Genomic DNA, 17905 nt, shown 5'->3' with positions numbered 1-17905 from the left:
ATGAAGAATAAAACCAATATACTGCTTATCTATACCGGAGGAACCATAGGGATGGTAAAGGATTATAAGACTGGAGCGCTCAAAGCGTTTGATTTTGATGAACTCGTCAAAAATATTCCTGAACTAAAACAATTGGACTGCAATCTTAAAGGGGTTTCGTTTGAAGACCCGATAGATTCCTCGAATATGAATCCTTCTTATTGGATCAAAATTGCATCCATGATCGAAGAAAATTACCAGAATTATGATGGTTTTGTGGTGCTGCACGGTAGCGATACCATGAGTTATTCTGCATCGGCACTCAGTTTTATGTTGGAAAACTTAGAAAAACCGGTCATTTTTACCGGGTCCCAATTGCCGATTGGGGACTTGCGCACCGATGCCAAGGAAAACCTGATTACTTCTATTGAGATTGCTGCACTTCGAGAAAATGGAGAGCCCGTTGTTAAAGAGGTCGGTCTTTATTTTGAGTACAAACTGTATCGTGCCAATAGAACCACCAAGATTAATGCGGAGCATTTTGAGGCTTTTGCTTCCTTAAATTATCCTCCTTTGATTGAATCTGGGGTGCATTTAAAGGTTCATTATAATTATTTATTGAAAAAAAAGTCAAAAACTAAGGGGCTCCAAGTTCATAAAACGCTTGATGATCGTGTGGCAATTCTTACATTATTTCCCGGACTAAATAAAAATGTGCTCCGATCTACCTTAAATATTCCAGATTTAAAGGCACTAATTTTGGAAACCTACGGAGCGGGAAACGCGCCGATGGACGATTGGTTTCTGAATGAATTAAAAATTGCAAAAGAAAAAGGATTACACATTATTAATGTGACACAATGCTCGGGAGGAAGTGTTTTTATGGGGCATTATGAGACCAGTGAAAAGCTGAAGGAGATGCAACTGGTTAATGGCAAGGATATTACAACGGAAGCGGCCGTAACCAAAGCGATGTACCTGTTGGGGACAAGGGTTGCCGACAAATTGTTCAAGACAATTTTTGAGACATCACTTCGCGGTGAAATGGTTTAAAATTAACGCTTCAAATTTCTATAACTAATTATTTTTTCGTTTATTGGTCGGCCTAAATGGAATAATAGAGAGGTGGCCGAGTGGTCGAAGGCGCACGCCTGGAAAGTGTGTATACACCAAAAGTGTATCGAGGGTTCGAATCCCTTCCTCTCTGCTAGGTATTTTTATTTTTCAATTGTAAAATTTTTATATCTTTATATTATTAACTAACTAAATTTAAGTTTAAGTAAAATGAAAAAAATATCCTTTACTCTGGCCGCTGCTGGAATGTTTGTGATGGGAACTACAAGTGCATCTGCAGCAATGTTGCAAGAAGAAGCAAGTTCGAGTTTCACCCAAGTGTTGAAAGAACAATTTATTCAAGGGGGTCCTGCCTTCATGGGTATTGTACTTCTTTGTTTGATTTTGGGATTGGCCGTTGCCATCGAAAGAATTATTTATTTGAATTTGGCAACCACAAATTCCACTAAGTTGAAGCAACAAGTTGAAGATGCTTTGGCTTCTGGTGGTGTTGAAGCTGCCAAAGAAGTTTGTAGAAATACAAAAGGACCTGTTGCTTCTATCTATTACCAAGGTTTGGATAGAGTTGATGAAGGTCTTGAATCCGCTGAAAAAGCAGTTGTTGCTTACGGAGGTGTACAAATGGGTCAATTGGAGAAAAACGTTTCTTGGTTGTCCTTGTTTATCGCTATTGCTCCCATGCTTGGATTTATGGGTACGGTAATAGGTATGATTGCAGCCTTCCAGAAGATTGCAGCTGTAGGTAACTTGAGTGCTTCCTTGATTGCAGGCGATATTCAGGTTGCATTATTAACAACTGTATTCGGTTTGATCACAGCGATTATCCTTCAAATTTTCTACAACTATATTATTGCTAAAATCGATAGTATCGTAAATGACATGGAAGACAGCTCAATTGCATTGATTGATATGTTGGCTGCCCACAAGAAATAATTACGAATTAAAAACTATCGAGAATCATGAATAAAATAGTGAAAATATTACTCATCGTCATCGGATTGCTTGCAGCCGTGCTTTGGTTCTCTCTTCCGTCTGCCGATGATCCAAATGCCATTAATAGTGGCGCAATGAACTTTATGTTCATAATTATGTATATCTTATTGGCTATTGCTGTTATTACATCATTAGTTTTTGGATTTGCTAAATTGTTTACCACTAAAGGAAGTTTAAAGAAGGCCTTGTTCGCAATAGGCGGATTGGCTATAGTTGTAGCTATATCTTACGGGATTTCTTCAGACAATATGGCTGTGGTAGAAACAATGTCCAATAGGGGTATTGAAACCACGGAAGGGACTGTGAAAAACATTGGTATGGGATTGAATGTATTTTTTATCCTAACTGTAGTAGCAGTGGCACTAATGATTTTCCCAGGATTGAAAAGAATGTTTGTAAAGTAAAAAGTTAATTATGCCTAGAAGAAACGGAGCGCCGGAAGTAAATGCCGGCTCCATGGCGGATATCGCGTTCCTCTTGCTGATCTTTTTCTTGGTGACCACCACCATTGAAACGGATGCAGGATTGGATCGTATGTTGCCGCCAATAGAGCCGCCAGAGACGGATGTTATTATTAGACAGAAAAACATTTTTACTGTTAATATTAACAAGAATGGACAACTTTTGGTTGAAGATAATTTGATGGATATTAAGAATTTGAGAGAAACTGCGATAGCTTTTCTAGAGAACAACGCTGATGGTTCTTGTAGTTTCTGTAAAGGTACTAAGGATCCATCATCATCAGACAATCCAACAAAAGCCATTATTTCATTAAAGAATGACAGGGAAACCAAGTATAGTACTTACATTACAGTTCAAAATGAATTGGTAGGTGCGTATAACGACTTGCGTAACCGAGAAGCACAACGTCTGTTCGGTAGAGATTTTACCGATATGGAGGCGGAGTATCTTAACCCGGAAACCCCGTCAAGTGTAAGAGATGATCTGAAGGACAAAGTAAAACGTATCCAAGATATGTTTCCACAAAAGCTTTCAGAGGCAGAAACAACAACCAATTAAAACTATTTAATATGGCTAAGTTTACCAAAAAGAAGGATGGCGAATTGCCAGCGGTGTCAACGGCTTCGTTGCCAGATATCGTTTTCATGCTACTGTTCTTCTTTATGACCGTAACCACAATGAAAGATAGTTCGTTAATGGTTGCCAATACCCTTCCCAATGCTTCTGAAATCAAGAAGCTGGAAAAGAAGGATCGCGTTATTTACATTTACGTAGGAACTCCTACTCGGGAATATCAAAAGGTTTTTGGTACAGAACCAAAAATCCAGTTGAATGATAAATTTGCCAATGTGGACGAAGTAGGTTCATTTATTTTGGCAGAACGTGCAAAAAAACCACAAGAACTTCAAAACGTATTGACTACTGCTTTGAAAGTTGATAAAGATGCAAATATGGGTCTTATCACTGACATTAAGCGACAATTGAGAGAGGTTAATGCCCTTAAAGTGAATTATACCACTTATGAAGGGGATGCTTTTAACAATCTACAGTAGGCAATAGCTTAGATTTAGTGGGAAACGCTCCAAATGTTAATTTGGGGCGTTTTTTGTTTAATATATTGATCACATCATGTTTCGTATCATACTTAAATTTGTACCATGCATTTGTTTTTTGATTCTGTCGGTATCCGTATTTGGCCAAGCCAATATTGGGGATGACAATCAATCTGATGACAGATACCTGGAAGATCAATTTTATGTTTGCGTTGGATATAATATGCTTCTAGATAAACCGGATGATGTTGTACAACGTAGTTTTTCCTATAATCTTCAAGCTGGTATTATTAAGGACATTCCATTAAACAAAAGAAGAAATTTTGGTATCGGTTTGGGCTTAGGATATGCTATGAACAGCTATTTTTCCAATATGATTGTCACGGAATCATCAAACGATCTTGTATATGAAGTCGTGGATGTATCAGATTTCAACAGGAGTAAATTGGGCATGCATACAGTTGAGCTTCCCTTTGAATTACGATGGAGGACCTCTACCGCGAATGAGTATAAGTTTTGGCGAATTTATGCTGGTGCAAGGTTCGGTTATGTTTTTTCTGCTAGATCTAAATTGGTAATGGAAGAAGGAACAACTAGCTTTTCAAACCCTGATATTGAAAGTTTTCAATACGGAGTCACATTAAATTTTGGCTACAATACATGGAATGTTCATGCCTATTATGGGTTATCCACATTGTTTAAAGATAGTGTTGTAATGGAATCGGGTACCCCTATCGATGTTAAGGTTTTGAGAATTGGATTGATATTTTATATCCTATAGCCAATATTTCAAAATAATCAATTGCGAACAACAGCCAAGAATAAATCCTATCAATAGTTCGTTTATTGTATGTGCTTTAAGGTACAATCTAGAAGTGGCTACCATACCAGTGAAAAGCGTGAACATGCTAATTGCAAGAGTAATATTGGTCTCAAAATGTATACTCAATGCAATCATATAGGTAAGAATGCTTCCCATACCCAATAGGTGCATGCTTGTCTTAAATTTAAAGAACAGTAGTATTAGCGCGGCGCTGGTTGCCGTTAACAAGCCTGTAAAGTAGTAAAAGAGTTCTTGTACGTAGTTATTGGGGATTACCTTATATAATATCATCAAAAAGATAATACAGCTTATATATAGAGGATATTTGCGCTCTTGGAGGGTAGGTAAAAATATAGAGCTGATGACCCCCACGTTTTTTAATATCAAAAAAAAGATGATAGGGATAATCACGGTAAGGATAAAAATGGGTAGTATATTACCACTCTGGGTATCCAGGGTGCTATACGGGGCAACCATAAAATAGAGTACTGTACCTCCTATTGGTATAAACAATGGGTGGAACAGGTAAGATATAATTTGGAATATATGGCGCATTAAATCTCCTTTCTTAACCTTGCCACGGGTATGCCCAGCTGTTCCCGATATTTGGCAACAGTTCGTCGGGCTATGGGATAGCCTCTTTCTTTCAGAATTTTTGCCAATTTTGCATCTGTAAGCGGTTTTTTCTTTTCTTCGTCGTTGATAACGGTCTCCAGAATCTTTTTTATTTCCTTGGTTGAAACATCTTCTCCTTGTTCATTCTTCATGGATTCAGAAAAGAAATCCTTAATCAATTTGGTTCCATAGGGTGTATCTACATATTTACTGTTCGCTACCCGGGAAACCGTGGAAACATCCATGTTAATTTTGTCCGCAATATCTTTTAAGATCATGGGGCGCAATTTTCTCTCATCACCGGTCATAAAATATTCTTTCTGATATTCCATTATGGTGCTCATAGTGATAAAGAGTGTCTGTTGACGCTGTTTTATGGCGTCAATGAACCATTTTGCCGCATCTAACTTTTGTTTGATGAACATTACCGTGTCCTTTTGCGACTTCGATTTTTCTTTGGCATTTTTGTACCCTTCCAGCATATTACTGTAATCTTTGGAAACATGAAGTTCTGGGGCGTTTCTTCCGTTAAGGGTAAGTTCCAGTTCGCCATCAACAATTTTAATGGAGAAATCCGGTACAATATGCTCAATCATGCGGGTGTTTCCAGAGTACGCTCCACCTGGTTTTGGATTGAGTTTTTCTATTTCTGAAATAGCCTCTTTAAGTTCATCTTCGGAAATATGGTGCTTTTGTTGAAGCTTGGTATAGTGTTTCTTAGTAAAATGATCAAAAGACCTTTTTAAAATGCTAATGGCCAGTTCTACGGATGGTTTTTGCTCTTTTCGTTCAAGTTGAATAATCAAGCACTCATCCAAAGAACGTGCAGCCACCCCGGGAGGGTCTAAATCTTGAACGATCTTAAGCACCTCTTCGATTTTTTCCTCTTCAATATAAATGTTTTGTGTAAAGGCGAGGTCATCCATAATGTCCGCAAGTGGTCTGCGTATATAACCGCTTTCATCCACACTGCCAACCAAAAATTCCGCAATTGCCCATTCTTGGTCGTTTAGGTATACTGTATTGAGCTGATTGAGTAAATATTGGTTGAAAGATGTTCCTGCGGCATAGGGCACCCTTTTATCGTCATCATCGGCACTATAGTTGTTTGCTTGTGTACGGTAATCCGGAATTTCATCGTCACTGAGGTAATCATCAATGTTGATTTCCTCGGTATCTATGTTTTCATTGTCACCGGAATCATCGTAGGTGTCCTCATAAACATCATCCAAAACATCGGTTTCTTCTTTTCCACTTTCCAAAGCAGGGTTTTCTTCCAACTCTTGTTTTAACTTTTGTTCAAAGGCCTGTGTGGGCAATTGAATAAGTTTCATGAGCTGAATCTGCTGTGGAGACAGTTTTTGGGAAAGCTTAAACTGTAGATGTTGTTTCAGCATACGGATTGATTTTTACAACCTTACTTCCTTTAAATTAATAAATTCAAATTAAAACTCTGCATTTTGAGGTGTTCTTGGGTAAGGAATTACGTCTCTGATGTTACCCATTCCGGTTGCGAATTGGACCATGCGTTCGAATCCAAGTCCAAAACCACTGTGTACTGCTGTACCAAATTTTCTCAAATCTAAGTACCACCAAAGCTCTTTTTCGTCGATATCCAGTTCTTTAATTTTTTGTTGTAGCACGTCCAAGCGTTCCTCACGTTGTGAACCACCAACTATTTCACCAATTCCAGGGAAGAGTACGTCCATGGCGCGTACTGTTTTGCCGTCTTCGTTTAAACGCATATAAAATGCCTTGATATTGGCTGGGTAATCAAAAAGAATAACAGGACACTTAAAGTGTTTTTCCACCAAATACCGTTCGTGTTCACTTTGAAGATCAGCTCCCCACTCGTCAATTACGAATTGAAATTTCTTCTTTTTATTTGGCTTGCTGTTTCTTAATATCTCAACAGCTTCGGTATAAGATACCCTTTTGAAATTGTTTTGAACTACAAATTGCAACTTTTCTATCAATGCCATTTCCGAACGCTCCTGCTGTGGCTTGGTCTTCTCTTCGTCCAAAAGACGTTTTTCCAAGAATTGCAAATCATCCTGGCAATGGTCCAAAACATACTGGATAATATATTTTATAAAATCTTCTGCAAGATCCATATTGGCGTCCAGATCAAAAAAGGCCATTTCTGGTTCAATCATCCAAAATTCTGCCAAGTGGCGCGATGTATTGGAGTTTTCGGCCCTAAACGTGGGTCCAAAAGTGTAAACCTTGCCGAGTCCCATAGCGTAAGTCTCAGCTTCTAACTGACCGGATACAGTAAGATTAGTCTCTTTTCCAAAAAAGTCTTCGGAATAATCCACCTCACCGTTTTCTTTCAAAGGAGGGTTCTTGGTATCCAGTGTGGAAACACGGAACATTTCCCCTGCGCCCTCCGCATCGGATCCTGTGATGATGGGGGCGTGCATGTAATAAAAACCGTTTTCTTGAAAATAGCTGTGTACGGCAAAGGAAAGCATGGACCTTACCCGCATTACCGCAGAAAACGTATTGGTTCTAACCCTTAAATGTGCTTTTTCCCTTAAAAACTCCAATGAGTGCTTTTTTGGTTGAATGGGATAGGTCTCGGGATCCGCCGTGCCATGTACAAATATATCAGTGACCTGTATTTCCACACTTTGCCCACGACCTTGGCTTTCCTCCAAAGTTCCGGTGATCTTAAGGGCAGCTCCTGTTGAAATTTGTTTAAGCAAACCTTCGTCCAAATTTTCAAAATCTACGACACATTGTAGATTATGAATGGTTGAACCATCGTTCAAGGCTATAAACCTGTTGCTTCTAAATGTTTTTACCCATCCATTCACTTCAACGGAATCTCCTACGGGTTGCTTTTCTAGCAATTCTTTTATGGAATAAGACATCATTATAAGACTATGGTAATTTAATTGGTAAAGATAGGTTTTTGATAAAAAAAAGATGGCAATGGAACGACCTATTTTATGGTCGTTGCAAACACTATTTATCTTTTAAGTTATCCTCTTCTTTGGGTAAAATGTCAATTTGAGGTTTTTTGAGCACTTGTTTGTTGGCAATACTTCTTTCCAAAGAAAGAAGTAGTGAAGGCAATAAAATCAGGTTGGACAGCATGGCGAACAACAATGTTGCTGATACAAGACCTCCCAGAGCTTTTGTACCGCCAAAACTTGAAATGATAAAGACAGAAAACCCGAAGAATAAAACAATAGAGGTGTAGAACATACTTACCCCGGTTTCCCTTAATGCAGCATACACCGATTTTTTAATATGCCAGCGGTTTGCGGTAAGCTCCTGCCGGTATTTGGCCAAAAAGTGAATAGTGTCGTCTACCGATATGCCAAAAGCAATGCTGAAAACAAGAATGGTAGAAGGTTTTATAGGAACGCCCAAAAAGCCCATTACTCCTGCCGTGATTACCAATGGCAATAAATTGGGAACCAGGGATATGATGACCATTTTATAGGACCGAAAGAGATAGGCCATAAATAAGGATATTAATCCAATGGCCAAAGCTAGGGACAACAGGAGGTTCTTCACTAGATACTTTGTTCCCTTTAGGAACAAGAGTGCCTTACCGGTCATATAAACGGTGTATCTCTCAGCAGGGAACTGTTTGATGATGGCTTCCTGTACATCTTTCTCTATTTCCTCCATACGGTCAATTTTAACATCGCGCATGTAGGTCGTTAAACGTGTAATCTGACCGGTACTGTCCACAAAACTTTGTAAAAGATCTGTCCCATCGGTAGATGATTTTTGAACAGCATTCATTATAAATGTGTTCTCCTGACTGGTCGGTAGTTGATAGTACTTTGGAATTCCGTTATAAAATGCCTGTTTGGAGTATTTGACCAAGTCCACAATGGAAATAGGTCTGGAAAGCTCTGGAATTTCGTCGATTACCGTACCTAGCTGGTCCATTCGTTTTAACGTTGCCGGTTTAACTACCCCGTTCTTTCGTTTGGTGTCAACAACAATTTCCATGGGCATAATTCCATCAAACTCTGCCTCAAAAAACTGGATATCCTTATAAAAGTGACTTTTCTTTGGGAGGTCTTCAATCCTACTTCCCGTAATCCTCATCTGGTAAATTCCAATAATGCTCAGCACCAAAACGGCAACGGTTGTAATATAAACGGCAATCCTATGGTTTCTTACCATATTTTCCATCCAGTTGACAAAAATATCCATCCATTTTTTATTGAGATGCTTTAGATGCTTGGTTTTGGGAAGCGGCATAAAGCTGTAAATAATGGGTATGATCAATAAGGATAGAATAAAAATTCCAATAATGTTCATGGAAGCCACGATACCAAATTCACGAAGTAATTGGCTGTCCAATATGATAAAGGTTGCAAAGCCTGATGCCGTGGTAATGTTTGTCATTAACGTTGCATTGCCAATTTTAGATATTACCCTTTGTAACGATAATGCTTGGTTGCCGTGTTTTTTAACCTCTTGCTGATATTTGTTAATAAGAAAAATACAATTAGGAATACCGATAACAATGATCAGTGGGGGTATTAAGGCAGTCAGGATGGTGATTTCGTACTGTAATAATCCTAAAATCCCAAATGCCCACATTACGCCAATGATCACAACACACATGGAGATGAATGTGGCCCTGAAACTTCTAAAGAAAAAGAAAAATATAATAGAGGTGACCAATAGTGCGCCTAAAATAAAAAGACCAATTTCATCCACAATGGACTTTGTGTTCCAGGTTCTGATGTATGGCATACCGGAAACCCTCACATCCATTTGGGTCTCTTCTTCAAAATTGTTAACTAGTTCTCCAAGGTCATTTAAAATAAACTCATTCCTGACCTCGGTGTTCATAATATCCTTGTCCAAATAAACAACGGTTTGAATGGTTCCGGTATTTGGGTTGTAAACCAAATTGTCGTAGAATGGAAGTTCATTGAACAAATGGTTTTTTATAGAATCTATTTCCTGTTTGGTTTGTGGGGGGGATGGAATTAAAAGTTCCATGACGAACGTCTGGGTCTCGCTATCCTTTTTAAGCTCTTTTAAGTTCTCCAACGAAATCACATAATCAACTTCTGGAAATGCGTCGAGCTGTTTACTTAGCGTGTTCCATCTATTGAAGTTTTTTGGGGTGAAGAGGGAGGAATCTTTAATGGCCAAAACAATGGCATTGCCTTCTTCTCCAAATATTTTAGTGAACAGGCTATATTCAACCGTTGCTGGGTGGTCATCGGGCAGAATGTTGGCCTCCGTATTGGAAAACCGCATATTTTTCCACTGCATTGCCAAGAATACAGTAAAAGCAACTACTCCTAAAAGAATAAGGATTCTATTACGAAGGATGATTCTTGCGACCTTAGGCCAAAATCCTTTAGTGAGCTTTGCTACCATATGGGTTTTGTTGGGCGCAAAGGTAGAAAATGAAATGTTGTGTTCCTAGGAAAGAATCTTGCCAAAATTCAAGTTTTAAACCTTCATGATCTCGGCCTCTTTGGAAGTCAAGATAGTATCCACCTTATCGCTAAAAGTATTGGTTAGCTCTTGGACATCCACTTCGGCATTTTTTAATAAATCTTCAGAAATATCCAATGCTTTTAGTTCTTTGTTGGCATCCTGTCTGGCACTTCGGATACTTACTTTGGCATCTTCGGCTTCGGATTTAGCCTGTTTTGTCAATTGTATTCTTCTTTCTTCGGTTAATGGAGGAACATTGATGATAACCATTTCCCCATTGTTCATGGGGTTAAAGCCTAAATTGGAATTCATGATAGCAGTTTCTATTTCGCCAAGAAGATTTTTTTCCCACGGCTGAACAGAGAGGGTTCGAGCATCGGGAGTGTTGATATTGGATACTTGGGATAGTGGCGTCTGTGACCCGTAGTAATCTACCATTACCGTGGATAGCATCATGGGACTGGCCTTACCGGCCCTTATTTTTGTTAATGCCTTTTGCAAGTGATCAATACTGGCATCCATGTTTTCTTTTGTGCTATCAAGAATAAATTTTACGTCTTCGTTCATAACTTAGAAATTTTTTTAAAGTAAAATCAAATATCTGTCAATTTAAACATTGACCACAGTTCCAATATTTTCTCCAGAAACTATTTTCATTAAGTTGCCACGTGTATTCATATCAAAAACTACAATGGGCAATTCGTTTTCCTGACTCAACGTAAATGCTGTTGTATCCATTACCTTAAGTCCTTTGGAAAGCACATCGTTAAAGGAAATAGTGTCGAATTTTGTTGCATTTTTGTCTTTTTCGGGGTCCGAAGTGTAAATGCCGTCTACACGTGTTCCCTTTAAAATTACATCTGCCTTTATTTCAATTGCCCGTAAAACCGCCGCAGAATCCGTGGTGAAATAAGGGTTCCCTGTTCCACCTCCAAAGATTACTACCCTTCCTTTTTCCAAATGGCGAATAGCTCTTCTTCGAATAAAAGGTTCGGCTACCTCATTGATTTTTATAGCGGATTGCAATCTAGTTTGCACTTCTTTCAATTCAAGTGCACTTTGTAGTGCAAGACCATTGATTACGGTGGCCAACATTCCCATGTGATCGCCTTGAACCCGGTCCATTCCCTGGCTGGCACCGGCTAGTCCTCTAAAAATGTTTCCTCCCCCAATTACGATGGCAACTTCAACACCTTTGTCGATAACGGATTTTATTTCTTCGGCATATCCTTCCAATCGTTTGGCATCAATACCATACTGTTGCTCGCCCATTAGGGCTTCTCCGCTTAATTTTAATAAAATTCTTTTGTAGTGCATTAAAAGTTTATTGAAGTCCGGACAAAAATAATCAAAATTATTTATGGGAAATGAAGAATTCTTGGTTAGATATTGGAACAAAAAAAACCGCTTCCTTAAGGAAGCGGTTTTTGAATTTATGTTTTTGGTAAATTAACCAAGTGCCACTCGTGCAAATCCAGCAACTTCTAAGCTAGAATCTACAGATTTAACGTATTGGGCCACACTTTGTTTGCTATCTTTTATGAAAGCTTGGTTTACCAAAGTGTTGTCTTTAAAGAAACGTTTCAATTTGCCTTGAGCAATTTTATCCAACATATCTTCTGGCTTACCTTCTGTTCTCAATTGATCTTTGGCAATCTCGATTTCTTTATCAATAATTGATTGGTCAACGCCATCTTCGTTCAAAGCTACCGGGTTCATGGCAGCAGCTTGCATAGCAACATCTTTTGCTGCTTCAGCGGCACCATCAACATTGGCGGACAATCCAACCAAAGTAGCAATTTTGTTTCCAGCATGAATATATGACCCTACAAATGGGGCGTTCAGTTTTTCAAAGCTTCCTATTTCGATTTTCTCACCTATAACACCGGTTTGTTCAGTTAATTTTTCATTAACGCTGATTCCATCGATGGATGCGGCAAGAAAGCTGTCTTTGTCATCAAAACCTAGTGCCAAATCAGCTAAATCGTTTGCAAGCTTAACAAAAGTATCGTTCTTGGCAACAAAGTCTGTTTCACAATTCAAAGAGATCACTACACCTTGGGTGTTATCTCCATTTACTTTTGCGATAGCTGCACCTTCAGAAGATTCTCTGTCTGCTCTTTTTGCTGCAACTTTTTGACCTTTTTTCCTTAGGATCTCTATTGCTTGTTCAAAATCACCTTCTGCTTCAACCAAAGCTTTTTTGCAATCCATCATTCCAGCTCCGGTGGTCTTTCTTAGTTTATTTACCTCTGCGGCGGTAATCTTTGCCATTTTCTTTTCTTTTTAAATTTTATGTAAAGTAAAACACTATGCAAGTGTTTGTGTTAGGACAAGGTTAAATATGTTGGGGTTTATTCAACTCCTCCTTTAACGTTGTCTTGCCATTCTTTAAGTTCGTCCCATTTACCATCAGCCGCCATTTTAGCCTGTTTCGGCCAAGACGTTGGGTCTAAATGAGCTAAGGTTGAGCTGGCTTCGCTCAAGATTTCCTTTACCTTATCAGCATCGGAGGCAGCTAGCTCAGCGTAAGTGCCTACACCATTGGCGGCCAAAGCTTCGGCGGCTTTTGGTCCTATACCTTCAATTTTGGTAAGGTCTTCTGGTTTGGCCTCTTCTTGTTTTGCAGGTTTTTCCTTAACAGGCTCTTCTTCTTTCTTTGGAGCAGCTTCAGCTTTTTTTGCTGGTTTTTCTTCAGCGGCTTTTTCCTCTTTCTTTGGGGTAGATTCAGCCTTTTTTTCCTCATTTTTAGGAGCTTCTTCCTTGTCTTTTCCACCAGTTTTTTCGCTCTTGCGCTCTTCTAAACCTTCAGCAACTGCTTGTGTTACGGATTCCATAATGATTTCAATGGATTTGCCTGCGTCATCGTTAGAGGGAACAGCATAATCCACATCGCGAGGATCAGAGTTGGTATCTACCATTGCAAAAATTGGAATGTTCAATTTTTGAGCTTCTTTTACTGCAATGTGCTCACGCATGGTGTCAACTATAAAAAGTGCACCTGGCAAACGCGTCATGTCGGCTATAGACCCTAAGTTTTTATCTAATTTCGCACGTAAACGGTCAACCTGTAGTCTTTCTTTTTTAGAAAGCGTGTTAAAGGTTCCGTCTTTCTTCATGCGGTCGATAGCAGCCATTTTTTTAACAGCTTTACGGATAGTAACAAAGTTGGTCAACATACCGCCGGGCCATCTTTCTGTGATGTAAGGCATGTTTACTTTGGATACTTTGTCCGCTACTATGTCTTTTGCTTGTTTTTTTGTGGCTACAAAAAGGATTTTTCTTCCTGAGGATGCAATTTTTTTAAGGGCTTCGTTAGCCTCGTCAAGTTTTGCAACCGTTTTGTAGAGATTGATTACGTGGATTCCGTTACGCTCCATGTAGATGTAAGGAGCCATGTTTGGATTCCACTTTCTTGTTAGGTGTCCAAAATGCACACCTGCTTCCAGTAAGTCTTTTACTTCAATTTTACTTGCCATTTTTTTTGTACTTAGTTTACGTTCCGTTGTAGTAGCAATGTGCAGGTGGTCACAAAATTTTGTTCGCCCTGCCCATTTAGATGCTAAACTAGTTTCCAAAAAGTCATTTACATTATCCTTTTTAGAACAACGACAACTTGGTTAAAAATTTAACCCTGAAAGTATAGTACATATTTTCAGGGTTTTCAATGAACTTATTTATAATCGAGTGCCGAAACACCCAAAGTATATTAACGTTTGGAGAATTGGAATTTTTTACGGGCTTTTTTCTGACCGAATTTCTTCCTTTCCACCATTCTTGGGTCTCTCGTCAATAAACCTTCTGGTTTAAGGACAGCCCTATTTTCTATGTCTATTTCACACATTGCTCTGGACAAAGCCAAACGAACAGCTTCAGCCTGACCTGTGATACCACCACCAAAAACATTTACTTTTACATCGTAATTGCCGTCGGTTTCAGTTAAAGTGAAAGGTTGTCTCACTTTGTACTGTAACGTACCTGTAGTAAAGTAATCGTTAAGATCTCTTTTGTTTACTGTGATGTTTCCAGATCCTTCGGAAACATATACTCTAGCCACAGCGGTTTTTCTTCTACCTATCTTATGAACCACTTCCATTATTTGTAGTCGTTTAAGTTTATAGCTTTTGGTTTTTGCGCTTCTTGTCCGTGTTCGGAACCTGCATATACTTTTAGGTTTCTGAACAAGTCAGCTCCAAGTTTGTTTTTTGGCAGCATTCCTTTTACAGAGCTTTCAATAATTCGCTCCGGATGTTTTTCCAAAACTTCTAATGCGGAAGCAGAACGCTGTCCACCTGGGTACCCGGTATATCTTCGATATTCCTTCTCTTCCCATTTATTGCCCGTCATATTGATTTTTTCAGCATTGACAACGATAACATTGTCTCCACAATCAACATGGGGAGTAAAATTGGTCTTGTATTTCCCTCTGAGTAACTTGGCCACTTTAGATGCCAATCTTCCCAAGGTTTGTCCTTCAGCATCAACTAGTAACCATTGCTTGTCAACAGTTGATTTATTGGCGGAAATAGTTTTATAACTTAATGTATCCACTTCTCGAATATTATTGATTTAATAACCTAATCCCGATTAACGGGCTGCAAATGTACAATTATTAGATTGAAATACAAACGGTTGATTAGGAATATTTTTCTACTTTTTTCAATTCCATCATAGGGTTAAATAAAAGAGTACTATAAGGTAGATGAAAGTGTTAAAAAAAACTTAAAAAAATACATAGGTGTAACGCTATCCAATTTTAACTGTCTTTGTCATATCAATCAAATGCAAAAATACGAATCAAGTGAGAAATACAGTTCTGGTATTACTGACCCTTCTTTTTGTTAACAATCTTCAAGCTCAAGACTCTACCGAGGTCATCATCAAAAAAAAATATATTACCCAGACCTTGGGCAACTATGCTGCACCTACCATTAATGGAATATTGGAAGATGAGGTTTGGAACATTGTGGAATGGGGCGGGGATTATATCGAATGGCAACCCGATGAGAATACACCGCCTGCCCATCAAACCAAATTTAAAATACTATATGATAGTAAGAACATATATATAGGAGTACGTTGCTATGATTCCGAACCCGGTAAGATCGTAAAAAGACTGTCCCGAAGAGATGGTTTTGATGGTGACTGGGTGGAATTCAATATAGATAGCTATTTTGATAAACGAACAGCATTTTCATTCACCATTACCGCTGCAGGGGTCAAGGGTGATGAGTTTATTTCCAATAATGGTAATAATTGGGACGCCAGCTGGAACCCCATCTGGTATGCCAAAACCAATATTGATGATGAAGGATGGACGGCCGAACTCCGTATCCCGTTAAGTCAGTTAAAATTTGGAAGAGCAGAAGAGCAAGTGTGGGGCTTACAATCAACACGCCGTTTTTTCAGAAATGAGGAACGCTCTGTGTGGCAGCGTAAACCCGTGGACCAGCCTGGTTGGGTTAGTGAATTTGGGGAACTTCACGGACTTACAAATATCCAGCCCCAAAAACAATTGGAACTTCAGCCCTACACCGTTGCAAAGACCGAAACCTATGAAGCAGAGGACGGCAACCCTTTTAGGGATGGTAGTGAGAGTAATATTACCGTGGGACTGGATGCCAAAATTGGGATTACCAATGACCTTACTTTGGATTTGACCGTTAATCCCGATTTTGGACAGGTAGATGCAGACCCATCTGCCATAGCCCTGGATGGCTTTCAAATCTTTTTTGAGGAGCGTAGGCCATTTTTTGTGGAAAACAAGAATATTTTTGACTTTACCGTTTCACAATCGGAAGCTGGTAACACATTTGGTTCCGATAATATCTTCTATTCCCGTAGAATTGGCAGGAGCCCACAAGGCTATCCTGATACTGTAGATGATGAGTTTGTGGATCAACCCAACAATACCCCGATTATTGGTGCAGCAAAATTTAGTGGAAAAACCAAGGATGGGTGGGCCATTGGCGTGCTGGAAAGTGTAACGGCGCAACGAACGGCAACTATTTTAAATGGCGATGGGGATAGCAGAAAAGAAATGGTGGAGCCTTTGTCCAATTATTTTGTAGGGAGGTTACAAAAAGATTTTAACCAAAGAAATTCTTATATAGGAGGAATCTTTACTGCGACCAATCGTGAACAAATTCCTGAGCAGCTCAATTTTTTACATGATGCCGCTTACACGGGCGGATTGGATTTTAAACACCAATGGGCAAACAGGGATTGGTATTTTGGAGGTAATCTTACCATGAGTCATGTGCGGGGCAGTGAGGAGGCCATTACCAATACCCAGGAATTCATCACGCATTTGTTCAATAGAATAGGTGCGGAGCACGTTGCCGTGGATACTACGCGAACTTCATTAACAGGTACGGGGGGCAATGTGCAAATTGGCAAAGTAGGGAATGGCCACTGGAAATTTGAATCGGGTGCCACTTGGCGTTCACCAGAATTGGAACTGAACGATATTGGCTTTCAGCGTCAGGCGGACGATATACGACATTATACATGGATAGGTTACCAGACCCTAAAACCGGACAGTACATTTAGACGGGTTGGTATCAATTATAATCACTGGACGGCTTGGGATTTTCAAGGCAATCATAATTATCTACAGTTCAACACCAATAGTTGGCAAAACTGGAAGGGCAACTGGAACACTAACATAGGATTCAATTATGCACCCATTCAATATTCCAATTTTGCATTGAGAGGCGGCCCTAGGTTAAGGCAATCTCCTTGGATGAGCTTTTGGAACAGTATCAATACCGATTCTAGAAAAAAGTTGCGATTTTCTTTCTATCATAATGGAAGAAAAGCTTTGGATAACTCCTTTAAAACCTATTATATGGAAGGTGGATTTGTGTACCAGCCCATAAATGCATTGCGGATTTCTGCATTTCCATCCTTGCAGATCAATCATGATAAATTGCAGTTTATTGATAATTTTGATGATGTGAACGGCTCGTCAAGATACCTCAATGGTGAAATCAACCAGCGAACCTTGAGTATGTCATTTCGCTTAAACTACACCATTAACCCCAACTTGACGATTCAATATTGGGGACAGCCCTTTATTTCCAGAGGGCGGTATTCCAACTTTAAACACATCACCGATCCCTTGGCCAAAACGTTTGAAAATAGATTTGTGCAATACAGTACTGACCAAACCAATTTATCTGATGATTTTTATAGCATTGATGAAGATTTGGATGGCGTAGGGGATTTTAGTTTTGATGATCCCGATTTTTCCTTTGTACAATTCCGCTCCAATTTGGTGATTCGTTGGGAATACATCCCAGGTTCCGAAATTTTCTTGGTTTGGTCTCAAGATGTGACCCAATCCGGAAACCCTGCCGAAGGATTGTTGCCTAGTTTGGGAGATAATATTTTTGGTCAAAAACCCCAAAACATCTTTTTATTGAAGGCAACCTATCGGTTTGTGTTGTAGTTTTTAGATTAATGAAATCGA

General features: G+C 39.2%; 17 protein-coding genes and 1 tRNA gene. 8 read left to right on the top strand and 10 right to left on the bottom strand.

All coding sequences use genetic code 11. The annotated features are described in order from the left end of the window. The 7 genes from MWU56_RS09005 to MWU56_RS08975 all read left to right on the top strand — a co-directional run bounded on the left by MWU56_RS09005 (position 1) and on the right by MWU56_RS08975 (position 4341). Complete coding sequence (locus MWU56_RS09005; RefSeq protein ID WP_247043847.1) at positions 1–1032, top strand: asparaginase; 1032 nt, start codon at positions 1–3, stop codon at positions 1030–1032. Between the two features lie 66 nt (positions 1033–1098). Further along, positions 1099–1186, top strand: a tRNA-Ser gene (locus tag MWU56_RS09000). A gap of 77 nt (positions 1187–1263) precedes the next feature. Further along, on the top strand, positions 1264–1986 hold the full coding sequence (locus tag MWU56_RS08995; protein ID WP_247043846.1) for a MotA/TolQ/ExbB proton channel family protein: 723 nt from the start codon (positions 1264–1266) through the stop codon (positions 1984–1986). A 26-nt stretch (positions 1987–2012) separates the two neighbouring features. Beyond that, complete coding sequence (locus MWU56_RS08990; RefSeq protein ID WP_247043845.1) at positions 2013–2450, top strand: hypothetical protein; 438 nt, start codon at positions 2013–2015, stop codon at positions 2448–2450. Between the two features lie 10 nt (positions 2451–2460). Continuing rightward, complete coding sequence (locus MWU56_RS08985; RefSeq protein WP_247043844.1) at positions 2461–3066, top strand: ExbD/TolR family protein; 606 nt, start codon at positions 2461–2463, stop codon at positions 3064–3066. 11 nt (positions 3067–3077) lie between these two features. Continuing rightward, on the top strand, positions 3078–3560 hold the full coding sequence (locus MWU56_RS08980) for an ExbD/TolR family protein (protein WP_247043843.1): 483 nt from the start codon (positions 3078–3080) through the stop codon (positions 3558–3560). Positions 3561–3636: 76 nt separating this feature from the next. Beyond that, the gene (locus MWU56_RS08975) at positions 3637–4341 is read left to right on the top strand and encodes a porin family protein (RefSeq protein ID WP_247043842.1); all 705 of its coding nucleotides are present in this window, start codon (positions 3637–3639) and stop codon (positions 4339–4341) included. On the opposite strand, the gene MWU56_RS08970 is transcribed toward MWU56_RS08975, so the two are convergent. The 10 genes from MWU56_RS08970 to rplM form a co-directional block, all read right to left on the bottom strand. Further along, positions 4336–4938, bottom strand: a complete 603-nt coding sequence (locus tag MWU56_RS08970) for a hypothetical protein (protein WP_247043841.1) — start codon at positions 4936–4938, stop codon at positions 4336–4338. The two genes, MWU56_RS08975 and MWU56_RS08970, sit on opposite strands and share 6 nt — an antisense overlap. Continuing rightward, entirely contained in the window at positions 4938–6395 is a 1458-nt protein-coding gene (gene rpoN, locus MWU56_RS08965; protein WP_247043840.1) for an RNA polymerase factor sigma-54, read from the bottom strand. Before rpoN ends, MWU56_RS08970 begins: the two co-directional genes overlap by 1 nt. A gap of 48 nt (positions 6396–6443) precedes the next feature. After that, positions 6444–7877, bottom strand: coding sequence for an asparagine--tRNA ligase (gene asnS / locus MWU56_RS08960; protein WP_247043839.1), 1434 nt, complete (start codon positions 7875–7877; stop codon positions 6444–6446). A 91-nt stretch (positions 7878–7968) separates the two neighbouring features. After that, the gene (locus MWU56_RS08955; protein ID WP_247043838.1) at positions 7969–10368 is read right to left on the bottom strand and encodes an efflux RND transporter permease subunit; all 2400 of its coding nucleotides are present in this window, start codon (positions 10366–10368) and stop codon (positions 7969–7971) included. 75 nt (positions 10369–10443) lie between these two features. After that, entirely contained in the window at positions 10444–10998 is a 555-nt protein-coding gene (gene frr, locus MWU56_RS08950; protein ID WP_247043836.1) for a ribosome recycling factor, read from the bottom strand. Positions 10999–11040: 42 nt separating this feature from the next. After that, entirely contained in the window at positions 11041–11748 is a 708-nt protein-coding gene (gene pyrH, locus MWU56_RS08945; protein WP_247043835.1) for a UMP kinase, read from the bottom strand. A 132-nt stretch (positions 11749–11880) separates the two neighbouring features. Beyond that, positions 11881–12705 carry a translation elongation factor Ts gene (gene tsf / locus MWU56_RS08940; RefSeq protein WP_247043834.1) on the bottom strand — a complete coding sequence of 275 codons (825 nt, stop codon included), beginning with the start codon at positions 12703–12705 and terminating at the stop codon, positions 11881–11883. An 80-nt stretch (positions 12706–12785) separates the two neighbouring features. Next, positions 12786–13910: a 30S ribosomal protein S2 gene (gene rpsB / locus MWU56_RS08935; protein WP_247043833.1), complete on the bottom strand. Its 1125-nt coding sequence runs from the start codon at positions 13908–13910 to the stop codon at positions 12786–12788. Positions 13911–14140: 230 nt separating this feature from the next. After that, positions 14141–14527, bottom strand: a complete 387-nt coding sequence (gene rpsI / locus MWU56_RS08930; RefSeq protein WP_247043832.1) for a 30S ribosomal protein S9 — start codon at positions 14525–14527, stop codon at positions 14141–14143. Next, positions 14527–14982 (bottom strand): 50S ribosomal protein L13, encoded by a 456-nt coding sequence (gene rplM, locus MWU56_RS08925; protein WP_247043831.1) that lies wholly within the window; start codon positions 14980–14982, stop codon positions 14527–14529. The genes rpsI and rplM overlap by 1 nt, the downstream gene beginning before the upstream one ends. Positions 14983–15232: 250 nt before the next feature. Here rplM and MWU56_RS08920 point away from each other — a divergent pair, with 250 nt between their 5' ends. Beyond that, entirely contained in the window at positions 15233–17884 is a 2652-nt protein-coding gene (locus MWU56_RS08920; protein ID WP_247043830.1) for a DUF5916 domain-containing protein, read from the top strand. Positions 17885–17905 lie beyond the last annotated feature (21 nt).

This window comes from Allomuricauda sp. F6463D (genome assembly GCF_023015965.1).
In the GTDB taxonomy this organism is placed as follows: Bacteria; Bacteroidota; Bacteroidia; order Flavobacteriales; family Flavobacteriaceae; genus Flagellimonas.
Note: the sequence above shows the minus strand (reverse complement) of the source record. Positions and strands in the feature narration are given on the sequence as shown.